The 22,017-nt window shown below is 71.3% G+C and carries 24 protein-coding genes; 11 read left to right on the top strand and 13 right to left on the bottom strand.

The genetic code is table 11. The features are described from left to right. Positions 1-19: 19 nt before the first annotated feature. The 5 genes from OHB13_RS31165 to OHB13_RS31145 are packed head-to-tail and all read right to left on the bottom strand — an operon-like array spanning position 20 to position 4,598. Positions 20-1,525, bottom strand: a complete 1,506-nt coding sequence (locus OHB13_RS31165) for an aldehyde dehydrogenase (RefSeq protein ID WP_328379284.1) — start codon at positions 1,523-1,525, stop codon at positions 20-22. Then, the gene (locus OHB13_RS31160; protein WP_266851438.1) at positions 1,497-2,276 is read right to left on the bottom strand and encodes an alpha/beta fold hydrolase; all 780 of its coding nucleotides are present in this window, start codon (positions 2,274-2,276) and stop codon (positions 1,497-1,499) included. Before OHB13_RS31160 ends, OHB13_RS31165 begins: the two co-directional genes overlap by 29 nt. After that, a complete protein-coding gene (locus OHB13_RS31155; RefSeq protein WP_328379283.1) occupies positions 2,273-2,824 on the bottom strand; it encodes an amino acid synthesis family protein in 552 nt (183 codons plus the stop codon). Before OHB13_RS31155 ends, OHB13_RS31160 begins: the two co-directional genes overlap by 4 nt. Continuing rightward, the gene (locus tag OHB13_RS31150; RefSeq protein WP_266851442.1) at positions 2,821-3,423 is read right to left on the bottom strand and encodes an amino acid synthesis family protein; all 603 of its coding nucleotides are present in this window, start codon (positions 3,421-3,423) and stop codon (positions 2,821-2,823) included. The genes OHB13_RS31155 and OHB13_RS31150 overlap by 4 nt, the downstream gene beginning before the upstream one ends. Further along, positions 3,420-4,598 carry an LLM class flavin-dependent oxidoreductase gene (locus tag OHB13_RS31145; protein ID WP_328379282.1) on the bottom strand — a complete coding sequence of 393 codons (1,179 nt, stop codon included), beginning with the start codon at positions 4,596-4,598 and terminating at the stop codon, positions 3,420-3,422. Before OHB13_RS31145 ends, OHB13_RS31150 begins: the two co-directional genes overlap by 4 nt. 304 nt (positions 4,599-4,902) lie before the next feature. Here OHB13_RS31145 and OHB13_RS31140 point away from each other — a divergent pair, with 304 nt between their 5' ends. The 3 genes from OHB13_RS31140 to OHB13_RS31130 are packed head-to-tail and all read left to right on the top strand — an operon-like array spanning position 4,903 to position 6,537. Further along, the gene (locus OHB13_RS31140) at positions 4,903-5,394 is read left to right on the top strand and encodes an ester cyclase (protein WP_328379281.1); all 492 of its coding nucleotides are present in this window, start codon (positions 4,903-4,905) and stop codon (positions 5,392-5,394) included. Continuing rightward, positions 5,391-5,912 carry a flavin reductase family protein gene (locus OHB13_RS31135; RefSeq protein ID WP_328379280.1) on the top strand — a complete coding sequence of 174 codons (522 nt, stop codon included), beginning with the start codon at positions 5,391-5,393 and terminating at the stop codon, positions 5,910-5,912. The genes OHB13_RS31140 and OHB13_RS31135 overlap by 4 nt, the downstream gene beginning before the upstream one ends. Next, positions 5,896-6,537, top strand: a complete 642-nt coding sequence (locus OHB13_RS31130) for a cysteine hydrolase family protein (protein ID WP_328379279.1) — start codon at positions 5,896-5,898, stop codon at positions 6,535-6,537. The genes OHB13_RS31135 and OHB13_RS31130 overlap by 17 nt, the downstream gene beginning before the upstream one ends. 9 nt (positions 6,538-6,546) lie before the next feature. Here OHB13_RS31130 and OHB13_RS31125 read toward each other — a convergent pair whose 3' ends face one another. From OHB13_RS31125 to OHB13_RS31100, 6 genes are all read right to left on the bottom strand, one after another. Further along, positions 6,547-7,374 carry an inositol monophosphatase family protein gene (locus tag OHB13_RS31125; RefSeq protein ID WP_328379278.1) on the bottom strand — a complete coding sequence of 276 codons (828 nt, stop codon included), beginning with the start codon at positions 7,372-7,374 and terminating at the stop codon, positions 6,547-6,549. 41 nt (positions 7,375-7,415) lie between these two features. Beyond that, positions 7,416-9,218, bottom strand: a complete 1,803-nt coding sequence (locus OHB13_RS31120; RefSeq protein WP_328379277.1) for a gamma-glutamyltransferase family protein — start codon at positions 9,216-9,218, stop codon at positions 7,416-7,418. A 445-nt stretch (positions 9,219-9,663) separates the two neighbouring features. Continuing rightward, the gene (locus OHB13_RS31115) at positions 9,664-10,182 is read right to left on the bottom strand and encodes a DUF2231 domain-containing protein (RefSeq protein WP_328379276.1); all 519 of its coding nucleotides are present in this window, start codon (positions 10,180-10,182) and stop codon (positions 9,664-9,666) included. A gap of 134 nt (positions 10,183-10,316) precedes the next feature. Then, a complete protein-coding gene (locus tag OHB13_RS31110; RefSeq protein WP_266860576.1) occupies positions 10,317-11,084 on the bottom strand; it encodes an FAD:protein FMN transferase in 768 nt (255 codons plus the stop codon). 633 nt (positions 11,085-11,717) lie between these two features. After that, complete coding sequence (locus OHB13_RS31105) at positions 11,718-12,581, bottom strand: universal stress protein (RefSeq protein ID WP_266851456.1); 864 nt, start codon at positions 12,579-12,581, stop codon at positions 11,718-11,720. After that, entirely contained in the window at positions 12,578-12,874 is a 297-nt protein-coding gene (locus OHB13_RS31100; RefSeq protein WP_328379275.1) for a hypothetical protein, read from the bottom strand. Before OHB13_RS31100 ends, OHB13_RS31105 begins: the two co-directional genes overlap by 4 nt. 170 nt (positions 12,875-13,044) lie before the next feature. On the opposite strand from OHB13_RS31100, the gene OHB13_RS31095 reads away from it, so the two are divergent. The 3 genes from OHB13_RS31095 to OHB13_RS31080 all read left to right on the top strand — a co-directional run bounded on the left by OHB13_RS31095 (position 13,045) and on the right by OHB13_RS31080 (position 15,589). Then, positions 13,045-13,323, top strand: coding sequence for a dsRBD fold-containing protein (locus OHB13_RS31095; RefSeq protein WP_328379274.1), 279 nt, complete (start codon positions 13,045-13,047; stop codon positions 13,321-13,323). 452 nt (positions 13,324-13,775) lie between these two features. Then, positions 13,776-15,125 carry a ferredoxin reductase family protein gene (locus tag OHB13_RS31085; protein ID WP_328379273.1) on the top strand — a complete coding sequence of 450 codons (1,350 nt, stop codon included), beginning with the start codon at positions 13,776-13,778 and terminating at the stop codon, positions 15,123-15,125. Between the two features lie 11 nt (positions 15,126-15,136). Further along, positions 15,137-15,589 carry an FMN-binding protein gene (locus OHB13_RS31080; RefSeq protein WP_328379272.1) on the top strand — a complete coding sequence of 151 codons (453 nt, stop codon included), beginning with the start codon at positions 15,137-15,139 and terminating at the stop codon, positions 15,587-15,589. Between the two features lie 340 nt (positions 15,590-15,929). Here the strand turns inward: OHB13_RS31080 and OHB13_RS31075 are convergent, their stop codons facing one another. Then, positions 15,930-16,370, bottom strand: coding sequence for a phage holin family protein (locus OHB13_RS31075; protein ID WP_328379271.1), 441 nt, complete (start codon positions 16,368-16,370; stop codon positions 15,930-15,932). A 242-nt stretch (positions 16,371-16,612) separates the two neighbouring features. Here OHB13_RS31075 and OHB13_RS31070 point away from each other — a divergent pair, with 242 nt between their 5' ends. The 5 genes from OHB13_RS31070 to OHB13_RS31050 all read left to right on the top strand — a co-directional run bounded on the left by OHB13_RS31070 (position 16,613) and on the right by OHB13_RS31050 (position 20,864). Next, a complete protein-coding gene (locus tag OHB13_RS31070) occupies positions 16,613-17,272 on the top strand; it encodes a DedA family protein (RefSeq protein WP_266851462.1) in 660 nt (219 codons plus the stop codon). Beyond that, entirely contained in the window at positions 17,269-17,874 is a 606-nt protein-coding gene (locus OHB13_RS31065; protein ID WP_328379270.1) for a phosphatase PAP2 family protein, read from the top strand. Before OHB13_RS31070 ends, OHB13_RS31065 begins: the two co-directional genes overlap by 4 nt. Beyond that, the gene (locus OHB13_RS31060; RefSeq protein WP_328379269.1) at positions 17,871-18,623 is read left to right on the top strand and encodes a phosphatase PAP2 family protein; all 753 of its coding nucleotides are present in this window, start codon (positions 17,871-17,873) and stop codon (positions 18,621-18,623) included. Before OHB13_RS31065 ends, OHB13_RS31060 begins: the two co-directional genes overlap by 4 nt. A gap of 256 nt (positions 18,624-18,879) precedes the next feature. Then, on the top strand, positions 18,880-19,713 hold the full coding sequence (locus tag OHB13_RS31055) for a COG4705 family protein (protein WP_328379268.1): 834 nt from the start codon (positions 18,880-18,882) through the stop codon (positions 19,711-19,713). Positions 19,714-19,814: 101 nt separating this feature from the next. After that, positions 19,815-20,864: a lipoate--protein ligase family protein gene (locus OHB13_RS31050; protein ID WP_328379267.1), complete on the top strand. Its 1,050-nt coding sequence runs from the start codon at positions 19,815-19,817 to the stop codon at positions 20,862-20,864. A gap of 30 nt (positions 20,865-20,894) precedes the next feature. On the opposite strand, the gene OHB13_RS31045 is transcribed toward OHB13_RS31050, so the two are convergent. Beyond that, the gene (locus OHB13_RS31045) at positions 20,895-21,893 is read right to left on the bottom strand and encodes a TIGR03842 family LLM class F420-dependent oxidoreductase (protein WP_328379266.1); all 999 of its coding nucleotides are present in this window, start codon (positions 21,891-21,893) and stop codon (positions 20,895-20,897) included. Between the last annotated feature and the right edge of the window lie 124 nt (positions 21,894-22,017).

Here is a 22,017-nt window from a genome sequence, read left to right as displayed (position 1 = left end):
GCTTCAGGGCTGACCGGCATCAGGACTTCAGGACGAACGGGTCGTCGGCGGGGCCCTCGTCCGTGTTGATCCAGACGCTCTTGAGCCGGGTGTACTCCCCCATCACCTCGGTCCCGTGCTCCACGCCCATCCCGCTGGACTTGAAGCCGGAGCGCGGCGACATCGGGGACATCGAGCGGTAGGTGTTGACCCACACCGTGCCGGCGTCGAGCCGGGACGCGACGCGGTGTGCGCGGGCCAGGTCCCGGGTCCACAGCCCGGCGGCGAGGCCGTAGTCGGTGTCGTTGGCGAGCCCCACCAGCTCGTCCTCGGTCCCGAAGGGCATGATCGCCACGACAGGTCCGAAGATCTCCTCCCGGCAGAGCCGCATGCTGTTGTCGGCCCCGACGAAGGCGGTGGGACGGTAGAAGAACCCGTCAAGACCGCCGAGCCCGCCGGGTTCGGGCCGGCTGCCGCCCGCAACGGTCACCGCGCCCTCCGCCCGGCCCACGGCGACGTACTCCTCCACCTTGTCGCGCTGGCTCTCGATCGCCAGCGGCCCGAGCTGGGTCGCCGGGTCCAGCGGGTCGCCGAGCCGGATCGCGTCGGCCCGCGCCGCCACCCGCTCCACCACCTCGTCGTAGACGGCCTGTTGGGCGTAGACCCGGCTGCCCGCCACACAGGTCTGCCCCGCGGCGGCGAACACTCCGGCGACGATACCGACCGACGCGTTCGCCACATCCGCGTCGCCGAAGACGATGTTGGGCGACTTGCCGCCCAGCTCCAGCGTGGTGCGGACGAACCGGGAGCCGCAGCTCGCCGCGATCCGCGACCCGGTGCGGGTGCTGCCGGTGAACGTGACCTTGGCGACCAGCGGATGCTCCACCAGCGGCGTGCCGACCTCGTCCCCGTAACCGGTGACGACGTTGACGACACCGGGCGGGAAGCCGGCCTTCTCAAGGAGCGGAGCGAGCTGGAGCAGCGAGGCTGAGGTGTGCTCGGACGGCTTGACGACGACGGTGTTCCCGGCCGCCAGCGCGGGCGCCAGCTTGGTGATGGTCAGCAGCAGCGGAGAGTTCCACGGGGTGATGGCCACGACCACACCGAGCGGTTCGCGCACCGTGTAGTTGAGTATCTCCCGGCGGGAGGCCGGGATGGTGCTGCCGTGCACCTTGTCGGCCAGACCCGCGTAGTAGTGCACGTACTCCGGCAGGCTGGCCAGCTGGGCGCGCATCTCGCTGAGCAGTTTGCCGTTGTCCAGCGTCTCGGTACGGGCCAGTTCCTCGCCGTGCTCGCCGATGAGTTCGGCGAGCCTGCGCAGCAGCGCGCCGCGCCGGGTCGCCGTCAGATCGCGCCAGGCCGGATCCTCGAACGCGGCGCGCGCGGCCCGGACGGCGCGGTCGGCGTCGGTGGCGTCGCCGCGCGCCGTCTCGTACCAGACCTCGGCGGTCGTCGGGTTGACGCTGGACAGATAGGCGCCGCTCGCGGGCTGTACCCGGGCGCCGTTGATGTAGTGGTCATGACGCGGGAGCCGCGGTGCGGTCACGGTCCACCTCCGTGGTGTGTCGGATGATCTCGTCGGTGAGCCGGTCCGGCGCTTCCAGCGCGAGCAGATGCCGGGCGCCGGGAATGACCGCGGCCCGCGCCCCGGGTACGGCGCCGGCCAGCGCCCGGGTCATCGCCTCGGTCGAGCCGGGGTCGGCGCCGCCGGTGACGGCGAGCGTCGGCACCGTGAGCGACGGCAGCTGGGGCCACAGCTCGGCGTCGGCGCGGGTGAACACCTCGTAACAGGCCAGGTATGAGACGTGGTTCTGGCTCAGCAGGGTCGCCCTGACCTCTTCGACCAGGCCGGGCTCGGCCACCTGCCACTCCCGGGTGAACCAGCGGTCGATCGCCGCGTCCACCGAGCCGGGGAAGTCCTCCCGGGCACGTTCGAGCCGGCCGGCCACGTCCCGGCTCTCCTCGGGCGTGCGGCGGGCCACCGATGAGACCAGGGTCAGGGACGCCACGGCGGCCGGGCGCAGCAGGGCGGCCCGGGTCGCCACCAGGGCGCCGAGCGAGAACCCGACGAGGTGGGAGGGGCCTTCGAGGGTGTCCAGGACGTCGGTGGCGAGGTCGTCCAGGGTGATCCCGGGCGCGGCCGGCGGTGAACCGGCGTGGCCGCGCAGATCGACGGCCCGCGTACGGTGGCGGGCCGCGAGCGCCGGAAGGCAGCGGTCCCACATGTGCCGGTCGAGACCGACCCCGTGCAGCAGCACGAGGTCCGTGCCGCTGCCGTGGTCCTCGTATCCGATCACTGCTCGGTCGCCAGGGGCGCGAGGCGGGCCTGCGGGCGGCCCTGGGCGGCGGCGGCCAGCGCGACGACGATCTCACCGGCGCGCGGCGCGTCGGGGATGCGGACCTCCATGGTCTGGTGGTGCGAGCGGATGGTGGCGTCGGTGATGTGCTTCAGCGGGATGTCGAAGACCGCGGCCGCCCCGGCGCGCTTCTCCACCGCGGGGAGCAGGGTGGTGGCGGCCGTCGCGTCCCGGAAGTGGTTGCCGAACTTCAGCGTGTGGATCAGCGCCGAGCCGTGCTCGGTCTCACCGTCCAGGCCGACGATGGCCGCCTTACCGTAGGCCTCGACGGTCCCGCCGAGCGCCTTGACGACCAACGGGGCCAGCAGCGCGCCGAGTTCGGACGCGGTCGCCTCGATACCGGGGCCGAGGTCCTGGACGAAGCCCTGGCCGGCCCAGGGGTTGTCGATGACGGCCGCGACCACAGCGGTACGGGCGGCGGGTTCGACGGGGGCGCCGCCCTCGGTGTGGATCTCGTCCACGAGGGTGACGATCTTACGGATGTTCATGGGGTCCTCTCGGGGGTTTCCAGGGTCGCCAGGGTCACTACGGGGTCGGTGCGCCGGTCCCCGATCCGGGCGTTGGGGCGCGGCCCGGTGGCCGCCGCCGCGACGATGACCAACTCGTCGGCGCGGGGACCGTCGGGGACCCTGATCCGGGTGGCGGCGTAGTGCGAGCGGGTCGCCGCTGCGGTCTTGTGCCAGATGGGGACCGTGACCGTGGTGCCCGCCGGGGCCTGCTCCTCGCTGAAGGCGATGATCGAGGTGCCTTCGAGGATCTCGCGGACGACATTGCCGAAGTACGGGGTGTGGATCAGGGCGCCGCCGTGCTCGCTCTCGCCGTCCAGGCCGACGACGGCAGCCTTGCCGAAGGACTCGATGGCGTCCGCGCCACCGAGCATGGCGGTCAGTCGGGAAGTGATCTCCCGGGCCAGGACCGGGGCGAGTTCGCGGGCCTCGGCCGACAGGTCGGGCACGGTGCCGCGGCCTGCCCAGGGGTTGCGCACGACCACCGCGACGGCGCCGCGCCGGACGGTCGTGGCGACGGGCTCGCCCAGTTCGCTGACGAAGTCCTCGCAGGAGGAGACGATGCGCCGGATGACGGTCACGAGCGGCCCGCGCCGCTCGTCCCGGCGGTGCTCAGCTCCGAGGTGCCCGTCTCCGAGGTGAAGCGGGGCATCACCTGCTCGGAGAAGAGCTCCAGACTGCGCATGGCGTGCTTGTGCGGCAGTCCGGGGTGGGTGGTCCAGAGCATCAGATGCTCCAGGTTGATCTCGTCCTGGAGTTCGCTGATCTTCTCGGCGACGTAGTCCGGGGTGCCCACCAGCAGGTTGCGGTCCTGGAGGAAGTCGAAGCTCAGCTCGTGCTCATCGGTCAGCTCCTCGCCCTCCTCCATGAGGTTGGACAGACCCCGCCAGTGCGTGACCCACCGGTAGGTCTGCAGGAGCGCCTCCTGGAACTCCTCCCTGGCCTGCTCCATGGTGTCGGCGACATAGACGTCGCGTACCAGGGCGAGTCCCTCGCCGAGGGCGTGCTCACGGCCGGTCGCCTCGGTGGCGGCCCGCCGGTACAGGTCGAAGCGTCCCTTGAGCGCCGAGACCGGCGGCAGCCAGAGGATGCCCTGGATCCCGTTCCTGGCACAGGACTCGATGGACCGGGGCGAGTCCACGACCTGCCACATCGGCGGGTGCGGGCGCTGGTACGGGGCAGGGGTGACGGCCAGCTTGGCTATCTCACCGTCCGTGGTGAAGTCCTCGGTGGCCGGGGAGAGCGGGTGGCTCCACTTCAGGCCGGGGGCCGGGAAGTCGTAGAAGCGGCCGTGGTGTTCGAAGAACTCGCCGGTCCACGCCTTCTTCAGGATCTCCAGGGTCTCCTCGAACAGGGCGCGGTTCTGCTCCTGGTCGCGCGGGTCCGCCTGCGGGTTGAGGTTCATCGCCTCGCGGCCGTAAAGACCGCGGCCCACCCCGACCTCGACGCGCCCGCCGGAGAGCTGGTCGAGCAGTGCCAGGTCCTCGGCGAGGCGCAGCGGATGCCAGAAGGTGACGATATTGGCGGCCTGGCCGATGCGGATGCGCTCGGTCCGCGCGGCGATGTCCGTACCCATCAGGACGGGGTTGGGCGTCAGCTCCTGGCCCTCGTGGCCGAAGTGGTGCTCGGTGTACCAGACCGACCAGAAACCCGCGTCCTCGGCAGCGACCGCGAACTCGCGCGCCTCCCGCATCAGACGGTGGTACTCGCCGAGCTGCCCAGGAGCGCCGAGCGCGTGAAAGATCGAGAAACGCATGGACCTGCCTCTCTGTGCCGGCCAGCAGCTGCTGGCATACAACAGACCGTAGGTGTCCGCTCTTTCAGTCGTCAAGACTCGGAATGACGTTTTTCAGAACGGCCCCTTTCACTGTGACATAGCCTCTATATCCGTACAGAACAACGGAGTTGAGGCCGCGAAGACAGCAAGAACGGGGCGATCTCTTGACATGCAAGAGGAGCATTCATAGCGTCCTGCCACACAAGAGCAGTGCACGGCGGAGCGGGACCGGCGGATCATCCCCGGGGCCCGGCTCCTCCGGAAAGGACACGGTGGACGACGTATGGGTACCGGAAGCACCGACATCAGGGAGCGCATCGCCGCGGCCTGGGGCGCGGCCTGGCAGCGCGGCGAGGTCGACGCACTCGACACGGTCCTGGCCGACGGCTACCGGCGGCACGGGCGCACCGCGCAGGACGCGGCGGATCTCAAGGCCAACATCACCGCGTGCCGTGCGGGCTTCCCCGATCTGGTCACCGTGATCGAGGACTGCGTGGTCGAGGGGGACCGCGTGGCGACCCGCTGGGTCAGCAGGGGCACGCACACCGGCCGTCTGATGGACGTACCGCCGACCGGCCGGACCGTCACGGTCTCCGGCGCCACGTTCTCCCGTATCGAGGACGGCATGGTCGCCGAGGAGTGGGTGACCTGGGACCCCCGTCAGCTGCTGACCGCCCTGGGGATCATTCCGCTGGACAGCGCGCGGGCCGAGGCTCCCGCACCGGCGGCGGCCGAGGCCCCGGGGCGTCACGCACGATCGGTGGTGGCGTCATGAGCACGACCGCCGACAACCGGCCGGCAGCGGAAGTGGCCGAGTCCGATGTGAAGGGGCTGCACCGCAAGTTCATCACCGGGGTCACCATCGTGACCACGATGGACGGCGAACGGCCGCGCGGCCTTGCCGTCAACGCCTTCTCCAGCATCTCGCTGAGCCCCCCGCTGGTCATGGTCTGCGTCCAGCGGACCTCATCCACCTATGAACCGCTCTTCCGCGCGGACCACATGGGCATCAGCATCCTGGCCTCCGACCAGCTGCCGGTGGCGACGGTCTTCGCGGGCAAGGGCGACGACAAGTTCGCTGAGCTGCGCTGGACCGCCGGGGCCAACGGCTCGCCGCTGATCGACAGCAGTGCGGCCGTACTGGAGGCACGGATCCAGGAACGCCTGCAGACCAGTACGCACACCATCTTCATCGGACGGGTCACCCAGGCCGCCCACTCCGAACGGCCACCCCTGATCTACAGCGCGGGCGGCTTCTACGACGGCGGGCAGCTCGATGCCGCCGCCCTCTGAACAAGCCGGACAGACCGGGGAACAAGCCGGTCCGGCCGGGGAACAAGCCGGCTCGGCCGGGGAATCCGCGCCCGCGCCCTGGCTCGTCGTCATCGACATGCAGCGGGCCTTCGCCGAGCCCGGCAGCGCGTGGTCGGTGCCCCGCTACGCACAGATCGAGCCGGTCATCGACGCGCTGTGCGAGCGGTTCGCCGGCCGCACCGTCCACACCCGCTTCGTACCCGACCCGGCCGAACCTGGCCAGTGGGCCCGCTATTACGACCGCTGGAGCACGATGCGCCGGCCGCCCGGCTCGCCGCTGTGGGGGCTCACGCGGCAGCTCCCCGACGGAGCACCGGTGGTCTCGCTGCCCACATTCGGCAAGTGGGGCGAGGAGCTGGCGGTGCTCACCGCCGGCGCCCCGCTGGTGCTGTGCGGTGTCGCCACGGACTGCTGCGTCCTGGCCACCGCCCTGGCAGCGGCGGACGCGGGGCGGGCGGTCACAGTCGTGGCGGACGCCTGTGCGGGCGCCGACGACCGCAGCCACGGCGACACCCTGCGCCTCCTCGGTCTGTTCTCCCCCATGGTCGAGGTGGCCGGGGCGCGCTCCCTGACCGGGGCCGGAGAGGCGGCCCCGCGACAGTGAGTCCGCGCCTCAGGCCCCCGCCGCCAGCAACTGATGCACCCGGTGGGCCGTGGCCGCGTCGCGGGCGGCTGTGAACGGCAGCGCGTTGCCGCCGGTGACGCGGAACGGCTCGCCCGTGAACGTCAGATGGGCGCCGCCCGCCTCCTCCACCAGGAGCAGACCTGCCGCGTGGTCCCACGCCAGTTCCCAGTTGAACGCCACCGCGTCGAGGGTTCCCCCGGCGACGGCCAGATACTCCAGGCCCGCCGAACCGCACGGCCTGGTGCGGATGCCTTCGGTGCGCAGGGCGAGCAGCGAGCTCTTCTGCTCGGGTGTGGTGAAGTCCGGGTGCGAGGTGGCCACTTGGAGTTCGGCGCCGGGTGCGGGTGAGCCCGCCAGGAGTGGTTCCCCGTTGAGGCGGGCGCCACCACCCCGTACGGCAACGGCCATCTCGTCGAGCGCCGCGGCGTACGTCCAGGAGGCGAGGAGTTCGCCGCGGTGGGCGAGCGCCACCAGGGTGCAGAAGCCCGCTTCACCGCGCACGAACTGGCGGGTGCCGTCGACCGGGTCGACGATCCAGACGGGCGCGTCGCCCCGTATCGCCTCGTACGTGGACGGGTCGGCCGCCACGGCCTCCTCACCGACCACCACCGAGCCCGGCAGCAGTGCGGTGAGGGCGGCCGTGAGGTGTTCCTCGGCGCCGCGGTCGGCCACGGTCACCAGGTCGTGCGGACCGCTCTTCTCGGCGATCTCGTGCGCGGCGAGCTGCCGGAAACGCGGCAGGATCTCGGCGGCGGCCGCCTCGCGGACCACCGCCTCGACCTCGGTCAAATCCCTGGCCAGAAGCTGTTCGGTCATGCCTCCATCTCAGCACACCCCGGTGAAGGGACCGCACCGGTTCAGCGACCGACGGCGTAACCCTGCATACCGCGCGGGTTCGCAGCGGCGCTCAGCACCCCGGTCCGCGGATCGCGGGCGACCGCGCACAGCCTCCCCTCCGACCAGGCGTCGCCGACGGTGACGTCGTGCCCGCGGCGGCGCAGCTCCGCGATGGCCCCCTCCCCGATCCGCGACTCGACGGTGACGCTGCCGGGCCGCATGGCGCGCGGGTAGAAGGAGCTGGGGAAGGAGTCGTTGTGCCAGTTCGGGGCGTCGATCGCGCCCTGGAGGTCCAGGCCGCCGCGGACCGTGGCGGTCAGCGCGACGGCGAGGAAGAAGTGCAGCTGCCACTGGTCCTGCTGGTCGCCGCCCGGCGTTCCGAAGGCGAGCACCGGCACACCGTCGCGCAGGGCGAGTGAGGGGGTGAGGGTGGTGCGCGGACGGCAGCCGGGGGTGAGCGAGTTCGGCAGTCCCTCGTCCAGCCAGGCCATCTGGAGCCGGTTGCCGAGCGGGAAGCCCAGTTCGGGCACCACCGGGTTGGACTGGAGCCAGCCGCCGCTCGGGGTCGCGGAGATCATGTTCCCCCAGCGGTCGACGATGTCGAGGTGGCAGGTGTCGCCACGGGTGGCGCCGTTCTTGGCGACGGTCGGCTCGCCCGCCCCCGCCGCGGAGATTCCCAGGGCGTCGAATCCGGGCTCACCCGCCGCCACGGCGGTGGCCTGCCTGCTGAGCCGGGGCGCGCGGCCGTCGGGGCTGCCGGGGCGCAGTTCGTGCGAGGCCTCGCCGGTGATCAGGGCGCGGCGCTCCGCGTTGTACGCGTCGGAGAGGAGCGTGTCGAGCGGTACGTCCCCGGCGTCGCCGTACCAGGCCTCCCGGTCGGCCATCGCCAGTTTGCAGCCCTCGACGAGCAGGTGGACGTAGTCGGCGGACCCGTACCGGGGAAGCTCCTCGGGGAGCAGGGCGAGCTGCTGGAGGAAGACGGGGCCCTGGCTCCAGCCGCCGGCCTTGCAGAGGGTCCAGCCGTTCCAGTCGTACGTCACGGGCGCCTCGTAGGACGCCGACCAGCCGGCCAGGTCGGCCGCGGTGAGGGTGCCGGTGTGGTGGACGCCGCTGGTGTCCTGGGTGGGGCGCTGCGACTGGCGTACCAGCGCCTCGGCGATGAAGCCCTCGCGCCAGACCGCGCGGGCGGCGTCGATCTCGCCGGCCCGGTCCTGCGATCCAGCGGTGGCCTCGGCGATCAGCCGGCGCCAGGTCGCGGCGAGCGCGGGGTTGCGGAACAGCTCTCCGGGCGCCGGCGACCTGCCGCCGGGGAGGTACACATCGGCGGAGGACCGCCACTCGGTCTCGAAGAGTTCCCGTACGGTCTCGACGGTCTGGCCGACCCGCTCGACGGGCGCGTGTCCGTCATCGGCGTAACCGATGGCGTACTTCAGGACGTCGGCGAGGGACTTGGTGCCGTGGTCGCGGAGCAGCAGCATCCAGGCGTCGAAGGCTCCGGGCACCGCGGCGGCCAGCGGTCCGGTGCCGGGGACCAGGTCGAGACCGAGCGAGCGGTAGTGCGCGGCGGTCGCGCCCGCGGGGGCGGGGCCCTGCCCGCAGAGCACCCGGACCTCGCCGCCGGCCGGGGCTATGACAGCGGGCACCTCGCCGGCCGGCCCGTTGAGGTGCGGCTCGACGACATGCAGGACGAAGCCGGCGGCGACGGCGGCGTCATAGGCGTTCCCGCCGTCCTCCAGAACGGCCATCGCGGACTGCGAGGCGAGCCAGTGGGTGGATGACACCATGCCGAAGGTGCCCTGCAGAGTCGGCCGAGTGGTGAACATGGCACGTTCCCTTGCTAGTTACGCCTGTGAACGAACCGACCACGGCTCACCATCGAGCCTGGGAAGAATCTGGGGAGTTCGGTCCCGCCGGCCTGTTCACCTCATCTCCGAGCAGGCTATCGATTGCCCGTCACCCCTTGCTACCCGCTGCGGGCACGAAGTGTGGCCCGCAGCGGAATGGCTCAACCTCCCCTGTGGGCAGGGGTTGGCGTGCTCGGCCGTCTCGCCCGCAACAGATTCGGCATATCCATCAGGCGCGCCCGGCCGCCCTTCAGGAGCACGGAGTGGCCCGCGTCGAGATGTGCCCCTGACTTCGGCCCGGCGCGGGTGGTTGGAAGTGACTCTGCGCAGACTGCGATTATCCCCAGCGTGCGATCGGTGGCTCCCTGTCGCAACGTGACGGTTGACCACGGCCCGTAGCGGTCGTCCTGCTCGATGGTTGGTGTCAGCTGTGATCGGAGTGAGCGGTGGCGGAGTAGCCGTCGTGCCAGGCGGCTTTGGCACCCGAGTCGCCGATTCGGTAGACCTGCACGGCCGCGCCCACGCCTATGACGAGGGACAGCACGGCGGCGGCTGTACGCAGCGGCGTGGCCACGGTGATGCCGGTGGATCCAGCTGCGTCGGCCGAGTTGTGGGAGGCGCGGCGGTAGAACCACCACACCGCTGCGGATACCAGGAACAGCGCGACAACCCAGGGGAGCAGCTCGTCTCCGAGTTCGGTGTGTTTGCGGACCAGCGCGTCGCTCTCCACATGACGCTCCAGCCACTCGCCGGCCTGTGTCGTCAGAGGCACGCTGATCAGAGTGACCAGGGCCAGGACCGGGAGGGCGAGACCGAATCGGCGCATGACCGAGGGCCACACGGCGCACAGAATGAGCGCCAGTGCGGTCAGCGGTACCAGAACCACGACAACGTGCACGAACAGGACGTGCGCGGGGATGCCGTTGATCAGGTCGGGTCCCATGGAGGGGCTCCTTCAGAGCTGGTGTCGAACGCTGGACAGGGTGTGGGCCTGGGCGGTGCGGTGGTGTGTGCAGGAGAAGGCGTGGGCTGGTGCGCCCCTCTTCCTCACGGTCAGTCAGGAGCCTGCGTCCGGCTTCATGATCCGTATCCGCTGAATCCCGTGGTCCGCCATTCCCGGCCGTCGGGCAGGATCGCGAGGGCTTCGTAGCCCTCCAGGGTCTCCAGCCAGTCCCGGGCGCCCTCTCCTCTCGCGAAGGCGGCGGTGGCGTAGGTGTCGGTCGTGGTCAGGCGTGGGCCGATGACGGTCAGGGAGGCGAAGGTGGTGATCGGGGCGCCGTCGTGCGGGTCGAGGATGTGTGCGCCGCGTTCGGCGGTGCCGGAGGTGGCGACGGCCAGGTCGTGGTGGGTCGTGACGACCGTGGCGAGGTCGCCGGTGCGCAGAGGGTGGGCGATGCCGATGCGCCACGGGGTGCCGGGGGCTGCCTGGCCGCGGAGTTGGAGGTCGCCGCCGCCGTTGACGCAGGTGTTGCGTGCACCGGCCTCGTGGAGGAGACGGGAGGCTGCTTCGGTGGCCCAGCCCTTGACGAGGCCCGAGGGGTCGAGCACACCGGCGGGGACGATGCTGAACCAGCCGTCGCTGTCGCCGGTGGCCTGTGCGCAGAGGGAGAGCACCTCAGGGACTTCTGGCGGGCAGTCGGCGAGACAGATGTCTCCGCGGTCGAGGCGGCTGATGTGGCTGTCGGGCCGGTAGGTGGAGAACACGGCGTCGACCCGGTGGAGGTGGCGTACGGCCTCGGCGAGAGCGCGGTGGATGGCGGGGGTGGGCTCGTCCCGGATGTCGAAGGAGAAGGCGGTGCCCATCACGTGCTCGACGTGGCGCAGTCCGCGTGCGGTGTCATGCATCGTCATGGTCCGTAGCCCTCCGGAGGGACTGGATATGGCGCCGGCCCTGTCCGGTGCAGCCGGGGCCGGTGTACGTACCCGTCCCCGTGGACGGGCCCGACGAGGCGCCCGCAGGGGTGTGCCGGGCGGACGAATGTGCTGGTCATGAGGCACCTCCAAAAGGAACTCGCTCAGACTGGGCTCGCTCCGACCGTGGATGGCCAGCCTCACAGCTCAACTTCTGTGAACCTTCTGAATTCACCCCCGCCGACAGGCCCTCAGAGCGGATTCAGAGGAACCTCTGAGACGCGGCTCCCGCAGCGGCAGCCCGTTCACCGTCGCCTTCGAGGAGGCTGCCCGGCGCGGTGGACACCCACGGCCGGTCCCGGGGCCGGCCGACCCCTTGCACGCCAAGCACCGCGAACTCAGGCTTTTGGTGAACAGCGCTTCCCGCCCGGGAGGGATCACGCACTCCCCGCGCCTTGTGAGTGATGGGATCCGAGCCGTTCGGATCAGATGCGCCCGTCAGGCCCTGCCGAGCAGAGACCCCGCCTCTTCACCGTAGCGGTGAGCGGCGCCCGGGCGTCTTGCGAGTGGGCGCCCGGCGCCTCGTTCCCGGGCTCCTCGGACTGCCCTGCCAGGTTTTCCGGGAAGTCAGGTGTGGGGGACGACGGCAACCGGGCAGGGAGCGTGGTGCACGGCCGCCGACGGCACATGACCGATACGACGGGGAAACGGTCGATGCCTCACCCGACGGCCGACGACGAGCAGTCCCGTACCGGCGATGTCGCGCACGACGGCGCGCGCCGGGCTCTCCATCTGCACACTCTCCACGACCCGCACGTCGGGGAACCGGCCGCGCCATGGACTGAGCGTCCTGGTGAGATCCTGCTGCGCCTCGCGAGTCAGTTCATGGGAGAGGTACGGGTCGAGTCCGCCCCGGTTGTAAGCCGATGGCGGCAGATTTCTGCCGTGCACCACCCGCAGGGTGGAGTCTCGTCGGATCGCCGCGTCGAAGGCGTACTCGATGAGCTCGTCGCACGGACGTCGCAGGCTCAGCCCCAGCACCACATCACCGTCCTCCGTGATCGGGGCCGTATCCTCCCCGGCCCGTACGAGGACCGTCGGAACCTCGGCCCGCGCAAGGACGTGCATACCGATGTCGCCGAGGAAATACCCGGTGAGCGAGCTCAGTGCGCGTGAACCGAGAACCAGCGTCTGCGACTCCGTGGCCGCTTCCAGCAGGGCGTCCATCGGCTCCCTGGCGACCAGGTCCTCGTAGACCCGCAGGTCGGGAAAGCGCTGCCCGATTGCGTCGCGTGCATCGGACACGATCCGCTTGGGCCAGTAGTTGGGGTCGTTCTCCGACTGCTGCGCATCCCCTTCTGGTGCGAGCATCACCCAGGCGTGCAGCAGCCGCAGCGTCGCGCCGCGCGCCGATGCCTCCTGAGCGGCCCAGAGCGCCGCAGACAGTGACTCGGGGGTGCCGTCCAGCCCCACCGTGACAACCGCATTCATGGCATCGCTCCGTTTCCCGCACGGACGGGGTCCGTCCGGTAGCTCAGCCGCTCGGAGACCGAGACGGCTCCGTCCACGCTGGTCCACTGCCCTGTCAGCACGGGGGCCGGACCGCTGTCGTCCACCGTGCCGCGCACAAGGACCTGCCCCTCACTGGCCTCGACGGCGACGTCGGACGGCGCGAAACCCAGCGTCGTGGTGAGTACGTCGTGCACGATCTCCTCGACCGGTGGATCGGTCCGCACGCTCACCACATCGCGGGTCATGAGTTCACTGATCCTTCGGTGATCCATGTCCTCGCTCCCTTTCGCCGTAACCGCTCGCCGTAACCGCCGAACCGCAGCCACACATCCAGGGTGCGCTCGCTGCCGTCTTTCGGCAGGCGCCACCCGGCCCCTCCCGCAAGATGCTTCCTCCGGCGGACACTGGAAGGAGGAAACCAACATGCCGCTGGAGAGCGATCATGGAAGCCAAGCAGTGGACCGCACAGATTTCCCTCACCGAGGACGGCGACGAGACCCGGGCCCGCGCGGTTCTGACCACGCAGGACTCCTGGCGCGACGACACCGCACACGTGGTGGGCCGAGGGGTCGCCCGCCGGAATCCGATCGACCGGCCAATCCCCGAGATCGGCGACGAACTGGCCGCGAGCCGTGCGCTGGAGGATCTCGCAGTGCGTCTGCACGATGTCGCCTCGGACGACATCGTGGACCTGGCCGGGCCGGCCGACCCGCCCCGGTGAGGCCGCAGGCCGGCCCGCGGCCGTCGATCCAGAGCCATGAACGTCGGGAGACCCCTCGTACGCCGGCGCCGTTCCGTATCGGATCGGGCGGCGGGGACGCCTTGCCGCTCCCGGAACAGCGAGACCTCGGCGAGGACGAAGGCGCGGTAGGCGACGTAGTGGTGACACAAGGACGTCGGCGCGCAGTCGCCCGAGTACTCGCTGTAATGGACAAGGAAGTAGGCGGCGGCCTCAGGTGCTCCGAGCCGCCGCGGCGTACGAGATCGCGGGCGCGCTGCCCCATGTCCCTGGTGCGCGTGTCGCACCAGGTGCGCACGACCTTTGAGGCCGATCGCACCGACGAAGCGTCCCCCTCCCGCATACGGACAGCGGCACCCGGCCGGGCTGTCGTTCTCAGAGGCTCCTCAGAGGTCGCGTTGTAACACTTGGTACGAGGTGGAGAGTGAGGCCCCATGAGTACGGCGACCAGCACACACCATTCAGTGATCCGCTCCCGTCGTCCGCGCTCGCTCGTTCCCCTCCTGACGCAGTGCGCCATCTGGGCGGGTGCAGCCGGAGTGCTCGCCCTGTGGTGGACCAACACCACCTCGGTCGTGGGCGCAGCGGGGTGGCTGACCGACGCGGGCCGGATCACGGGGCTGCTGGCGGGCTACTCCTGCGCCGTACTGGTCGCCCTGATGGCCCGCGTACCCCTCCTGGACCACACCATCGGCAGCGACCGGCTGGCGCGCTGGCACGCGACGGGCGGCCGGTACACCATCTCCCTCGTACTCGCCCACACGCTGCTGATCATCTGGGGGTACTCACTGACCTCCCACACCGGCGTGGTGCATCAGACATCGACGCTGGTGCTGCACTATCCGGACATGCTCAAGGCGACCGGCGCGTTCATACTGCTGGTCGCCACCGGGATCATCTCGGTCCGGGCCGCGCGCCGCAGGATGCGTTACGAAACCTGGCACTACCTGCACTTCGCGACCTACCTGGCGGTCTTCCTCGCCTTCTTCCACCAACTCAGCAACGGCGCGGACTTCGTCGACAACCTCCCCGCCCGGGTGGCGTGGTACGTCCTGTACCTCGGGGTGGCCGCACTGATCGCCTGGTACCGGTTCATCGTCCCCGTACGTCGGGCCCTGCGACACCAACTGCGTGTCGCCACCCTGCGGGAGGAGTCACCGGGAGTCGTCTCCATTCGTCTGACCGGCGATCACCTGGACGAACTGGGCACGCTGCCGGGACAGTTCTTCCGCTGGCGCTTCCTGGCGCCCGGCCTGTGGTGGGCCGCCAACCCGTACTCACTCTCCGCGCCCCCGCTCCCGCACGAGCTACGGATCACCGTCAAGGCGGCGGGCGCACACAGCGCCGCCCTCGCCACGTTGCGGCCGGGAACACGAGTGTGGGCCGAGGGCCCGTACGGTGCCTTCACCGCGGAGCGGAAGCGGTCGTCCAAGATACTGCTGCTGGCGGGCGGTGTCGGGATCACGCCGCTGCGGGCGCTGTTCGAGACCTTGCCGGGCGAGGTGACACTGATATACCGGGCCCGCCGCCCCGAGGACCTCGCGCTGCGGGGTGAACTCGACGCGATCGCCGCCGACCGGGGCGCCGTTGTGCACTATGTGGTCGATCAGCCGGCCGTGCCCTCGCCGCTCACCGCCGGCGCCCTGGCCCGCCTGGTGCCGGACCTCACCGCGCACGAGGTCTATCTCTGCGGCCCGCCCGGCATGACCGACGCCGCTCTGCACGCCCTGCGCGTGGCCGGGATTCCGCGTCGGCACATCCACCACGAGTCGTTCGCGTTCTGAGGAGGCTCACCATGTCCGTAGCCGTCCGCCGAGCCGTGCTGGCCGCTGCATCGACCAGCGCCGTGGTCGTCATGCTGCTCTCCTTCAAACCGCACCACGCTGCCGAAACGGCGGGCCAGCCACCGGCGCCGACCGCGCCCCAGCCCCGGAGTGCATCGTCGCACCCACCGGGCAGTTCGCACCCGGTGAGCGGCACCTATACCGGCGCTGCCGTGCCCACCAAGTACGGCACGGTGCAGGTCACGGCGACCGTCAAGAACGGCAGGCTGACCAGCGTCAAGGCCCTTCACACCCCGTCCGGGGACGACCACAGCCGACAGCTCGCCGCCTCGGCCGTACCCCAGCTGACAAAAGAGGCGCTGGGAGCGCACAGTGCGCATATCGACGCGGTCTCCGGGGCCAGTTACACCAGCCAGGGCTACGTCCAGTCCCTGCAGAGCGCGCTGGACAAGGCCGGTATCTGACCGCCCGCGCTACCCCGCCCAGTGTCGGTGGAGAACGAACCCGAGGACTCACGCTCCGTCCCGCTGTACTCGGCACCGGAGCAAGGGATACAGGACGTCAGCCTCATTCGCCCGGTACGGCGGCGGACGCGTCGGGTGCGGTGCCCTCGTCGGTGACCAAGTGACAGGAGACCTCCCGTCCCCCGACGAGGGTGCGCAGGGCCTACCCTGCGGCAAAAGGGGCATCACGCCGTCAACGGCCGGTCACGCGGCCCGCCCGGAGGCCAGGACCACGGAAAAGAAGCGTACGGAGAAGTGCCGAAACCCGGAGAGGGACCGCAGCCAGGTCACGCCGCCCGGTTCACGGCCGGTGGTCTCCCGTACCGGGCCCGTGCTCCCGCCGGCGCGGGGGGCGCCTGTGCAGGTCCCGGCGAGGGGGGATCCGGTGGTGCGGGCGGTGGACCGGCTGCGCCGGCCTGCGTCCGGCCCGCCCCCGCCGCGCGGTGGACCGGCCGCCCCCGCCGGTCACACCGGGCGAGGCCTCTTCGCCGCCACCACCGCCGGGCCTCTCCGTCCTCTCGGCGGCCTGCGCCCGCTTGCGCAGCCGGAGCCCCTGGGCGGCGAAGACCGCGGCGATGACGATCCACAGAACGGTGGCGATCCAGGCGTACGGCTTCGGCGCCCAGGCCAGCCAGATGAACGCCCAGACGAAGAAGATTCCCGCCAGCGCGAAGTACCTGGTCGCCGTGGTGCGGACGAGCCACCTCGAAGCGGCTGCGGCCGGCCGTTCATCGCGCTCCATGAACGGAACCTACCCCGGGATCACACCCCGCCGTCCGCCGGCGGCGCGCACGGCGGAACCCCTGGGGGCCTTGAGCGGGATGTAAACATGACCGCGGCCCCTTATCGTCTACAGTTACGTAGACCGTCGACTGAACCGCAGTCACTTCGATGTGGTCCGCCGCCCCTGGCCAGGACCGCACGGCCCTCCGGTGCGGCGCCCCGGTCCGGGCCGTCCCCCGTCCGACCTGAAAGGCCGGAACCTTGCTCACAGCCTCGACACTCGCGGTGAACATCCTCGACGCGCAGTCCGTGCTGACCGCCTTCGGCGTGGCCGGAATCGCCGTGGTGATGTTCGCCGAGACCGGCCTGCTGGTCGGCTTCTTCCTGCCGGGCGACACCCTGCTGTTCACCGCGGGGCTGCTCTGCACCGGCAGCTCCACCGGCTCCCTGAAGCTGTCGCTGCCCATGGTGCTGCTCGCGTCAGCGGTCGGCGCGCTCGCGGGAGCACAGTGCGGCTATCTGATCGGGCGGAAGGCGGGGGGCGCCCTGCTCGCCCGCAGCCGTTCGGAACATCTGCGCAAGGGAGCGGCCCGCGCCGAGGAGCTGCTCGGCAAGTACGGACACGCGAAGGCCATCGTGCTCGCCCGCTTCGTCCCGGTGGTGCGCACGGTGCTCAACCCGATGGCGGGCGCGCTCGCCGTACCGGCCAGGACGTTCACGCTCTGGCAGGTGGTCGGCGGGCTCATCTGGAGCCAGGGCCTGGTGCTGGCCGGATACGCGCTGGGGTCGTCCATCCCGAACGTGGACCACTATCTGCTGCCGATCGTCGCGGTGATCGTCGTCGTCTCCCTGCTGCCCCTCGCCCTTGAGCTGCGACGCTCCCGCAAGAACCGCCCGCGCACCGACGGAGCCAGTGGATGAACCTCGCGTACGACGGATCGTCGATCGACGGCGGTCTCTACACGGACACGGTGGACCTGGCCCATCGCGCCCCGGGGTGGCTGGACTCGGCCGTCTCGGCCTGGTCGGGGTACGGTCTGGCGCTGTTCGCCGTGCTGATGCTCGCCGGCTGGTGGCGGGCACGCCGGGAGGGCGCCACCGCCGGGCTGATGGCGCTGGCCGTGCCGGTGATCGTGGTGCTGGCGTACTGCGTCAATGACGCGGTCAAGCTGGTCGTACGCGAGGACCGGCCGTGTCAGAGCCTGCATGTGACGACGCTGGAGGCGTGCCCGGCACCGGGCGACTGGTCCTTCCCCAGCAACCACGCGGCTCTCGCCTTCGCGGCGGCGGTGGCCCTGCTCTTCGTCTCCCGGCGGCTGGGCGTGACCGCCCTGGTCTGCGCGGTCGCGATGGCGGCCTCCCGGGTCTGGGTGGGCGCCCACTACCCGCACGATGTCGCCGTCGGCGCGCTGGTGGGCGCGCTGGTCGCGCTGGTGCTCGCGACGGCCCTGCGCCGGCGGCCGGAGGCCCTGGCGAGGCGGCTCACGGACACCAGACTGCGGCCGCTGCTGGTCTCGTCGTGAACCGCAGGGCCGCCGCCGACCTGGCCGTGTCGGTGGCGGTGGGGACCCTGGTGGCCTTCGTACTGCTGGCACTGGTGGTGGCGGGACACCACGGCGCCCCGCTGCTGACGGACCGCGGGCTCCTCTCGTGGTCGGTGCACCACCGGCCGCCGGTCGCGATCGCAGCGGCGCGCGGTGTCACCGACACGGGTACGGGCGCCGTCCCGTATCTGCTGGCCGTGCTGGCGGGCGTGATCGCCGGGCGCGGTGTGCGGCAGCGGGTGACCGCCGCCGTCGCCTGCCTGGTCTGTCTGGGCTTGGCGCAGTTGGCGCGTTACGGGGTGATGTCGCTGGTCGCGCGGGCGCGCCCGCCCGTCGGCGACTGGGCCGCGCAGGCCACGGGCTGGTCGTTCCCGTCCGGACACACCACCACGTCGGCCGTGACGGCGGGGCTGCTGGTCGCGGCGGTACTGCTGCGGGCGACACACGGCAGGAGGACGATCGCGGCCGGTATCGGCTGCTGGGCCGTGCTGGTCGGACTGAGCCGGGTGTACCTCGCGGTCCACTGGTCCACGGATGTCGTCGGCGGCTGGCTGTTCGCCCTCTGCTGGCTCTGCGTCTGCTTCCGGCTGGCTGTCCGGTTCTGCCCCGCCGTACCGTCCGCACCGGACGAGGACACCGCCCGCCTCCGGGACGAGGCCCCCGCGCACCGCTCGTGGGACGGCGCCGACGGGCCCGCGGGTTCGCTGGGCGGCTCACCGGCAGGCTGACCGGGTTCACGGCCGGCGACGCCCGGCCGCCCGAGCCGTTCCGTCTCGCCGAGACCGCCGAGACCGCCGAGACCGCCGAGACCGCCGAGACCACAGAGCCCACTGCCCCGGCTGTGCACCCCACAGCCACACCGTCTACAGTGCTGTAGACGCCCGACGGCCGGCCTGCACCGCCGGCCGTCGGGTTCCACCGGACCGGGAGCGCCCGGACGGCAGTTGACGTGGCGCCCGGCGCCCGGAGGGGTGACAGAGAACCATGCGAGAGCCAGTGGGCCGAACGGCCGTCGGACCGGCGCACGCGGTGCGCAGCCCGCGGGGACGGACTGCGCCCGGGTGGAGCAAAGTACCCGAGGTGACGGTCTGGTTCTGGGTCGTCAAGGTCCTCACCACCGGGATGGGAGAGACGGCGTCGGACTATCTGGCCCGGGTGCTCGGCCCGGTCCTGGCCGGCGCCCTCGGGCTGACCGGCCTGGTGGCGCTGCTGGTGCTCCAGTTCCGCACGACGCGCTACAACGCCTGGACCTACTGGTCGGCGATCGTGATGGTCAGTGTCTTCGGCACGATGGCCGCCGACGTCGTCCATGTGGTGGTGGGTGTCCCCTACGCGGTCTCGGCCGCGGGCTTCGCGGTCGCCCTGGCAGCCGTGCTGATGACCTGGTACGCGTCCGAGGGCACCCTCTCCATCCACAGCATCCGCACCCGTCGCCGTGAGGGCTTCTACTGGGCGACGGTGCTCGCCACCTTCGCCCTGGGCACCGCGGTCGGCGACCTCACCGCCGGGACCCTGCACCTGGGCTACTTCCCGTCGGGTGTGCTCTTCGCCGCCCTCATCGCGGTCCCGGCGCTGTGCAGGCGCTTCCTCGGACTCAACGCGGTGGCCGCGTTCTGGTGGGCGTACGTCCTGACCCGGCCGCTCGGAGCCTCGTTCGCCGACTGGATGGGCGCGTCCACGCACCACGCCGGCCTCGGCTGGGGCACCGGCCCGGTCAGCCTGGCCCTGCTCGTGCCGATCGTGATCCTGGTGAACCATCTGGCCGTCAGCGAGCGCCGCCACACCCCGGAGGCACCGACCGCGGCCCCGGCCGACTGACTTCCGGCCGGAATGACCCAGCCTGCTCCGGCGTTGTCGCTGGCCGGAGCCGGTTCGCGGGTGGACTCGCGGGCGGGCCGGGCAGATCTGGAGGCAAGGCTGTGCACGGTGAGTACAAGATCCCGGGCGGCAAGCTCGTCGTGGTCGACCTCGATGTCGAGGGCGGCGCACTGCGCAACGTCCGCGTGGCCGGTGACTTCTTCCTGGAACCCGACGAGGTGATCCTCGACATCGACGCGGCCCTGGAAGGCGCGCCCGCCCACACCGACGCCGCCGGGCTCGCCGCCCGGATCACCTCCGCACTGCCCCCCGCCGCCGTGCTGCTCGGCCTCTCCCCCGAGGGTGTCGCCGTCGCCGTACGCCGGGCCCTCACCCGGGCCACCGAGTGGAGCGCCCACCGCTGGCAGCTGATCCACGACCGCCCGCAGTCCCCCGCCCTCCACATGGCCCTGGACGAGGTCATCACCGCCGAGGTCGCGGCGGGCCGGCGCCCGCCGACGCTGCGGGTCTGGGAGTGGGCCGCCCCCGCCGTGATCATCGGCAGCTTCCAGTCCCTGCGCAACGAGGTCGACCCAGAGGCCGCCGAACGCCACGGCGTGACGGTCGTCCGCCGGATCTCCGGCGGCGGAGCCATGTTCGTGGAACCGCGCAGCACCATCACCTACTCCCTCTCCGTGCCCGAGTCGCTGGTGTCCGGCCTCTCGTACGCCGACAGCTACGCGTATCTGGACGACTGGGTGCTCGGCGCGCTGGCCGACATGGGCATCAAGGCCTGGTACCAGCCGCTCAACGACATCGCCACCGAGGCGGGCAAGATCGCGGGCGCGGCGCAGAAGCGCATCGCGGGCGGCGGGGTGCTGCACCACGTGACCATGGCGTACGACATCGACGCCGACAAGATGACCGACGTGCTGCGCATCGGCCGCGAGAAGCTGTCGGGCAAGGGGATCGAGAGCGCCAAGAAGCGCGTCGACCCGCTCGCGCGGCAGACGGGTCTGCCGCGCGAAGAGGTCATCGAGCGGATGATCGGGTCCTTCCGCAGCCGTTACGGCCTCGCCGACGGCAGCGTGACGGATGAGGAGATGGCCCGGGCACGGGAGTTGGCGGCGGCCAAGTTCTCCACTCCGGAGTGGACGGCGCGGGTTCCCTGACCGCCGCGGCACCAGATCGGCTGCCCCGGGTCAGGTGAGGGCCGGGATGATCTGTTCGCCGTACGCGTCGATGACGGTCTCGCGCGCGTCGTGCATCGCGTACACCGCGAACTGGTCCACGCCCAGGGCCCGCAGCGCCCGCAGCTTCTCGATGTGCGCCTCGGCGGGGCCGAGCAGACAGAAGCGGTCCACGATCTCGTCGGGGACGAACGCGGTGTCCGGATTGCCGGTGCGGCCGTGGTGGCTGTAGTCGTACCCCTCGCGCTGCTCGATGTACGTGGTGAGCGCGTCGGGGACCAGGGCGGAGTGCTCGCCGTAGCGGGCCACCAGGTCCGCTACGTGGTTGCCGACCATCCCGCCGAACCAGCGGCACTGCTCGCGGGCGTGGGCCAGGTCGTCGCCGATGTACGCGGGCGCGGCGACGCAGATCGTCACGGAGTCCGGGTCCCGGCCCGCGTCGGACGCGGCCGTCCGCACCGCCGCGACCATCGACTCGGTGAGGAAGGGGTCGGCGAGCTGGAGGATGAACCCGTCGGCCCGCTGCCCGGCCAGCGCGAGGGCCTTGGGGCCGTACGCGCCCATCCAGACGGGCAGTTTCCCGTTCTCGACCCAGGGCAGCCTCAGCGGCCGGCCGTCCACTTCGGCCTCGCGCCCCTCGGCGAGATCGCGGATGACGCCGATCGCTTCGCCCAGCGTGGCCAGTGTGTTGGGCTTGCGCCCCGCGACCCGCATCGCCGAGTCGCCGCGCCCGATTCCGCAGACGGTGCGGTTGCCGTACATCTCGTTGAGCGTGGCGAAGGTGGATGCGGTGACCTCCCACGTCCGGGTGGACGGGTTGGTGACCATGGGCCCGACGATCAGGCCGGTGGTGTGCTCCAGGATGCGGCTGTAGATGACGAACGGCTCCTGCCAGAGGACGGCCGAGTCGAAGGTCCAGCCGTAGCGGAAGCCGTTGCGCTCCGCGCGCCGCATCAGCCCGACGACGGCAGAAGCGGGCGGATCGGTCTGCAAAACGAGTCCGAAGTCCAAGGCGTGGCCTCCTGGTGCGGATGCGGATGCGGGTGCGGATCTGCGGGTGCGGATGCGGATTTCGGGGGGGGGCGGCGACACGGAGTCAGGTGAGGCCGGGTCAGGTGAGGCGGCGGCCCGGCAA

This window comes from Streptomyces sp. NBC_00440 (assembly GCF_036014215.1).
In the GTDB taxonomy this organism is placed as follows: Bacteria; Actinomycetota; Actinomycetes; order Streptomycetales; family Streptomycetaceae; genus Streptomyces.
The sequence above is the reverse complement of the archived record's forward strand: the minus strand, read 5'-3'. Positions and strand labels throughout refer to the sequence as shown.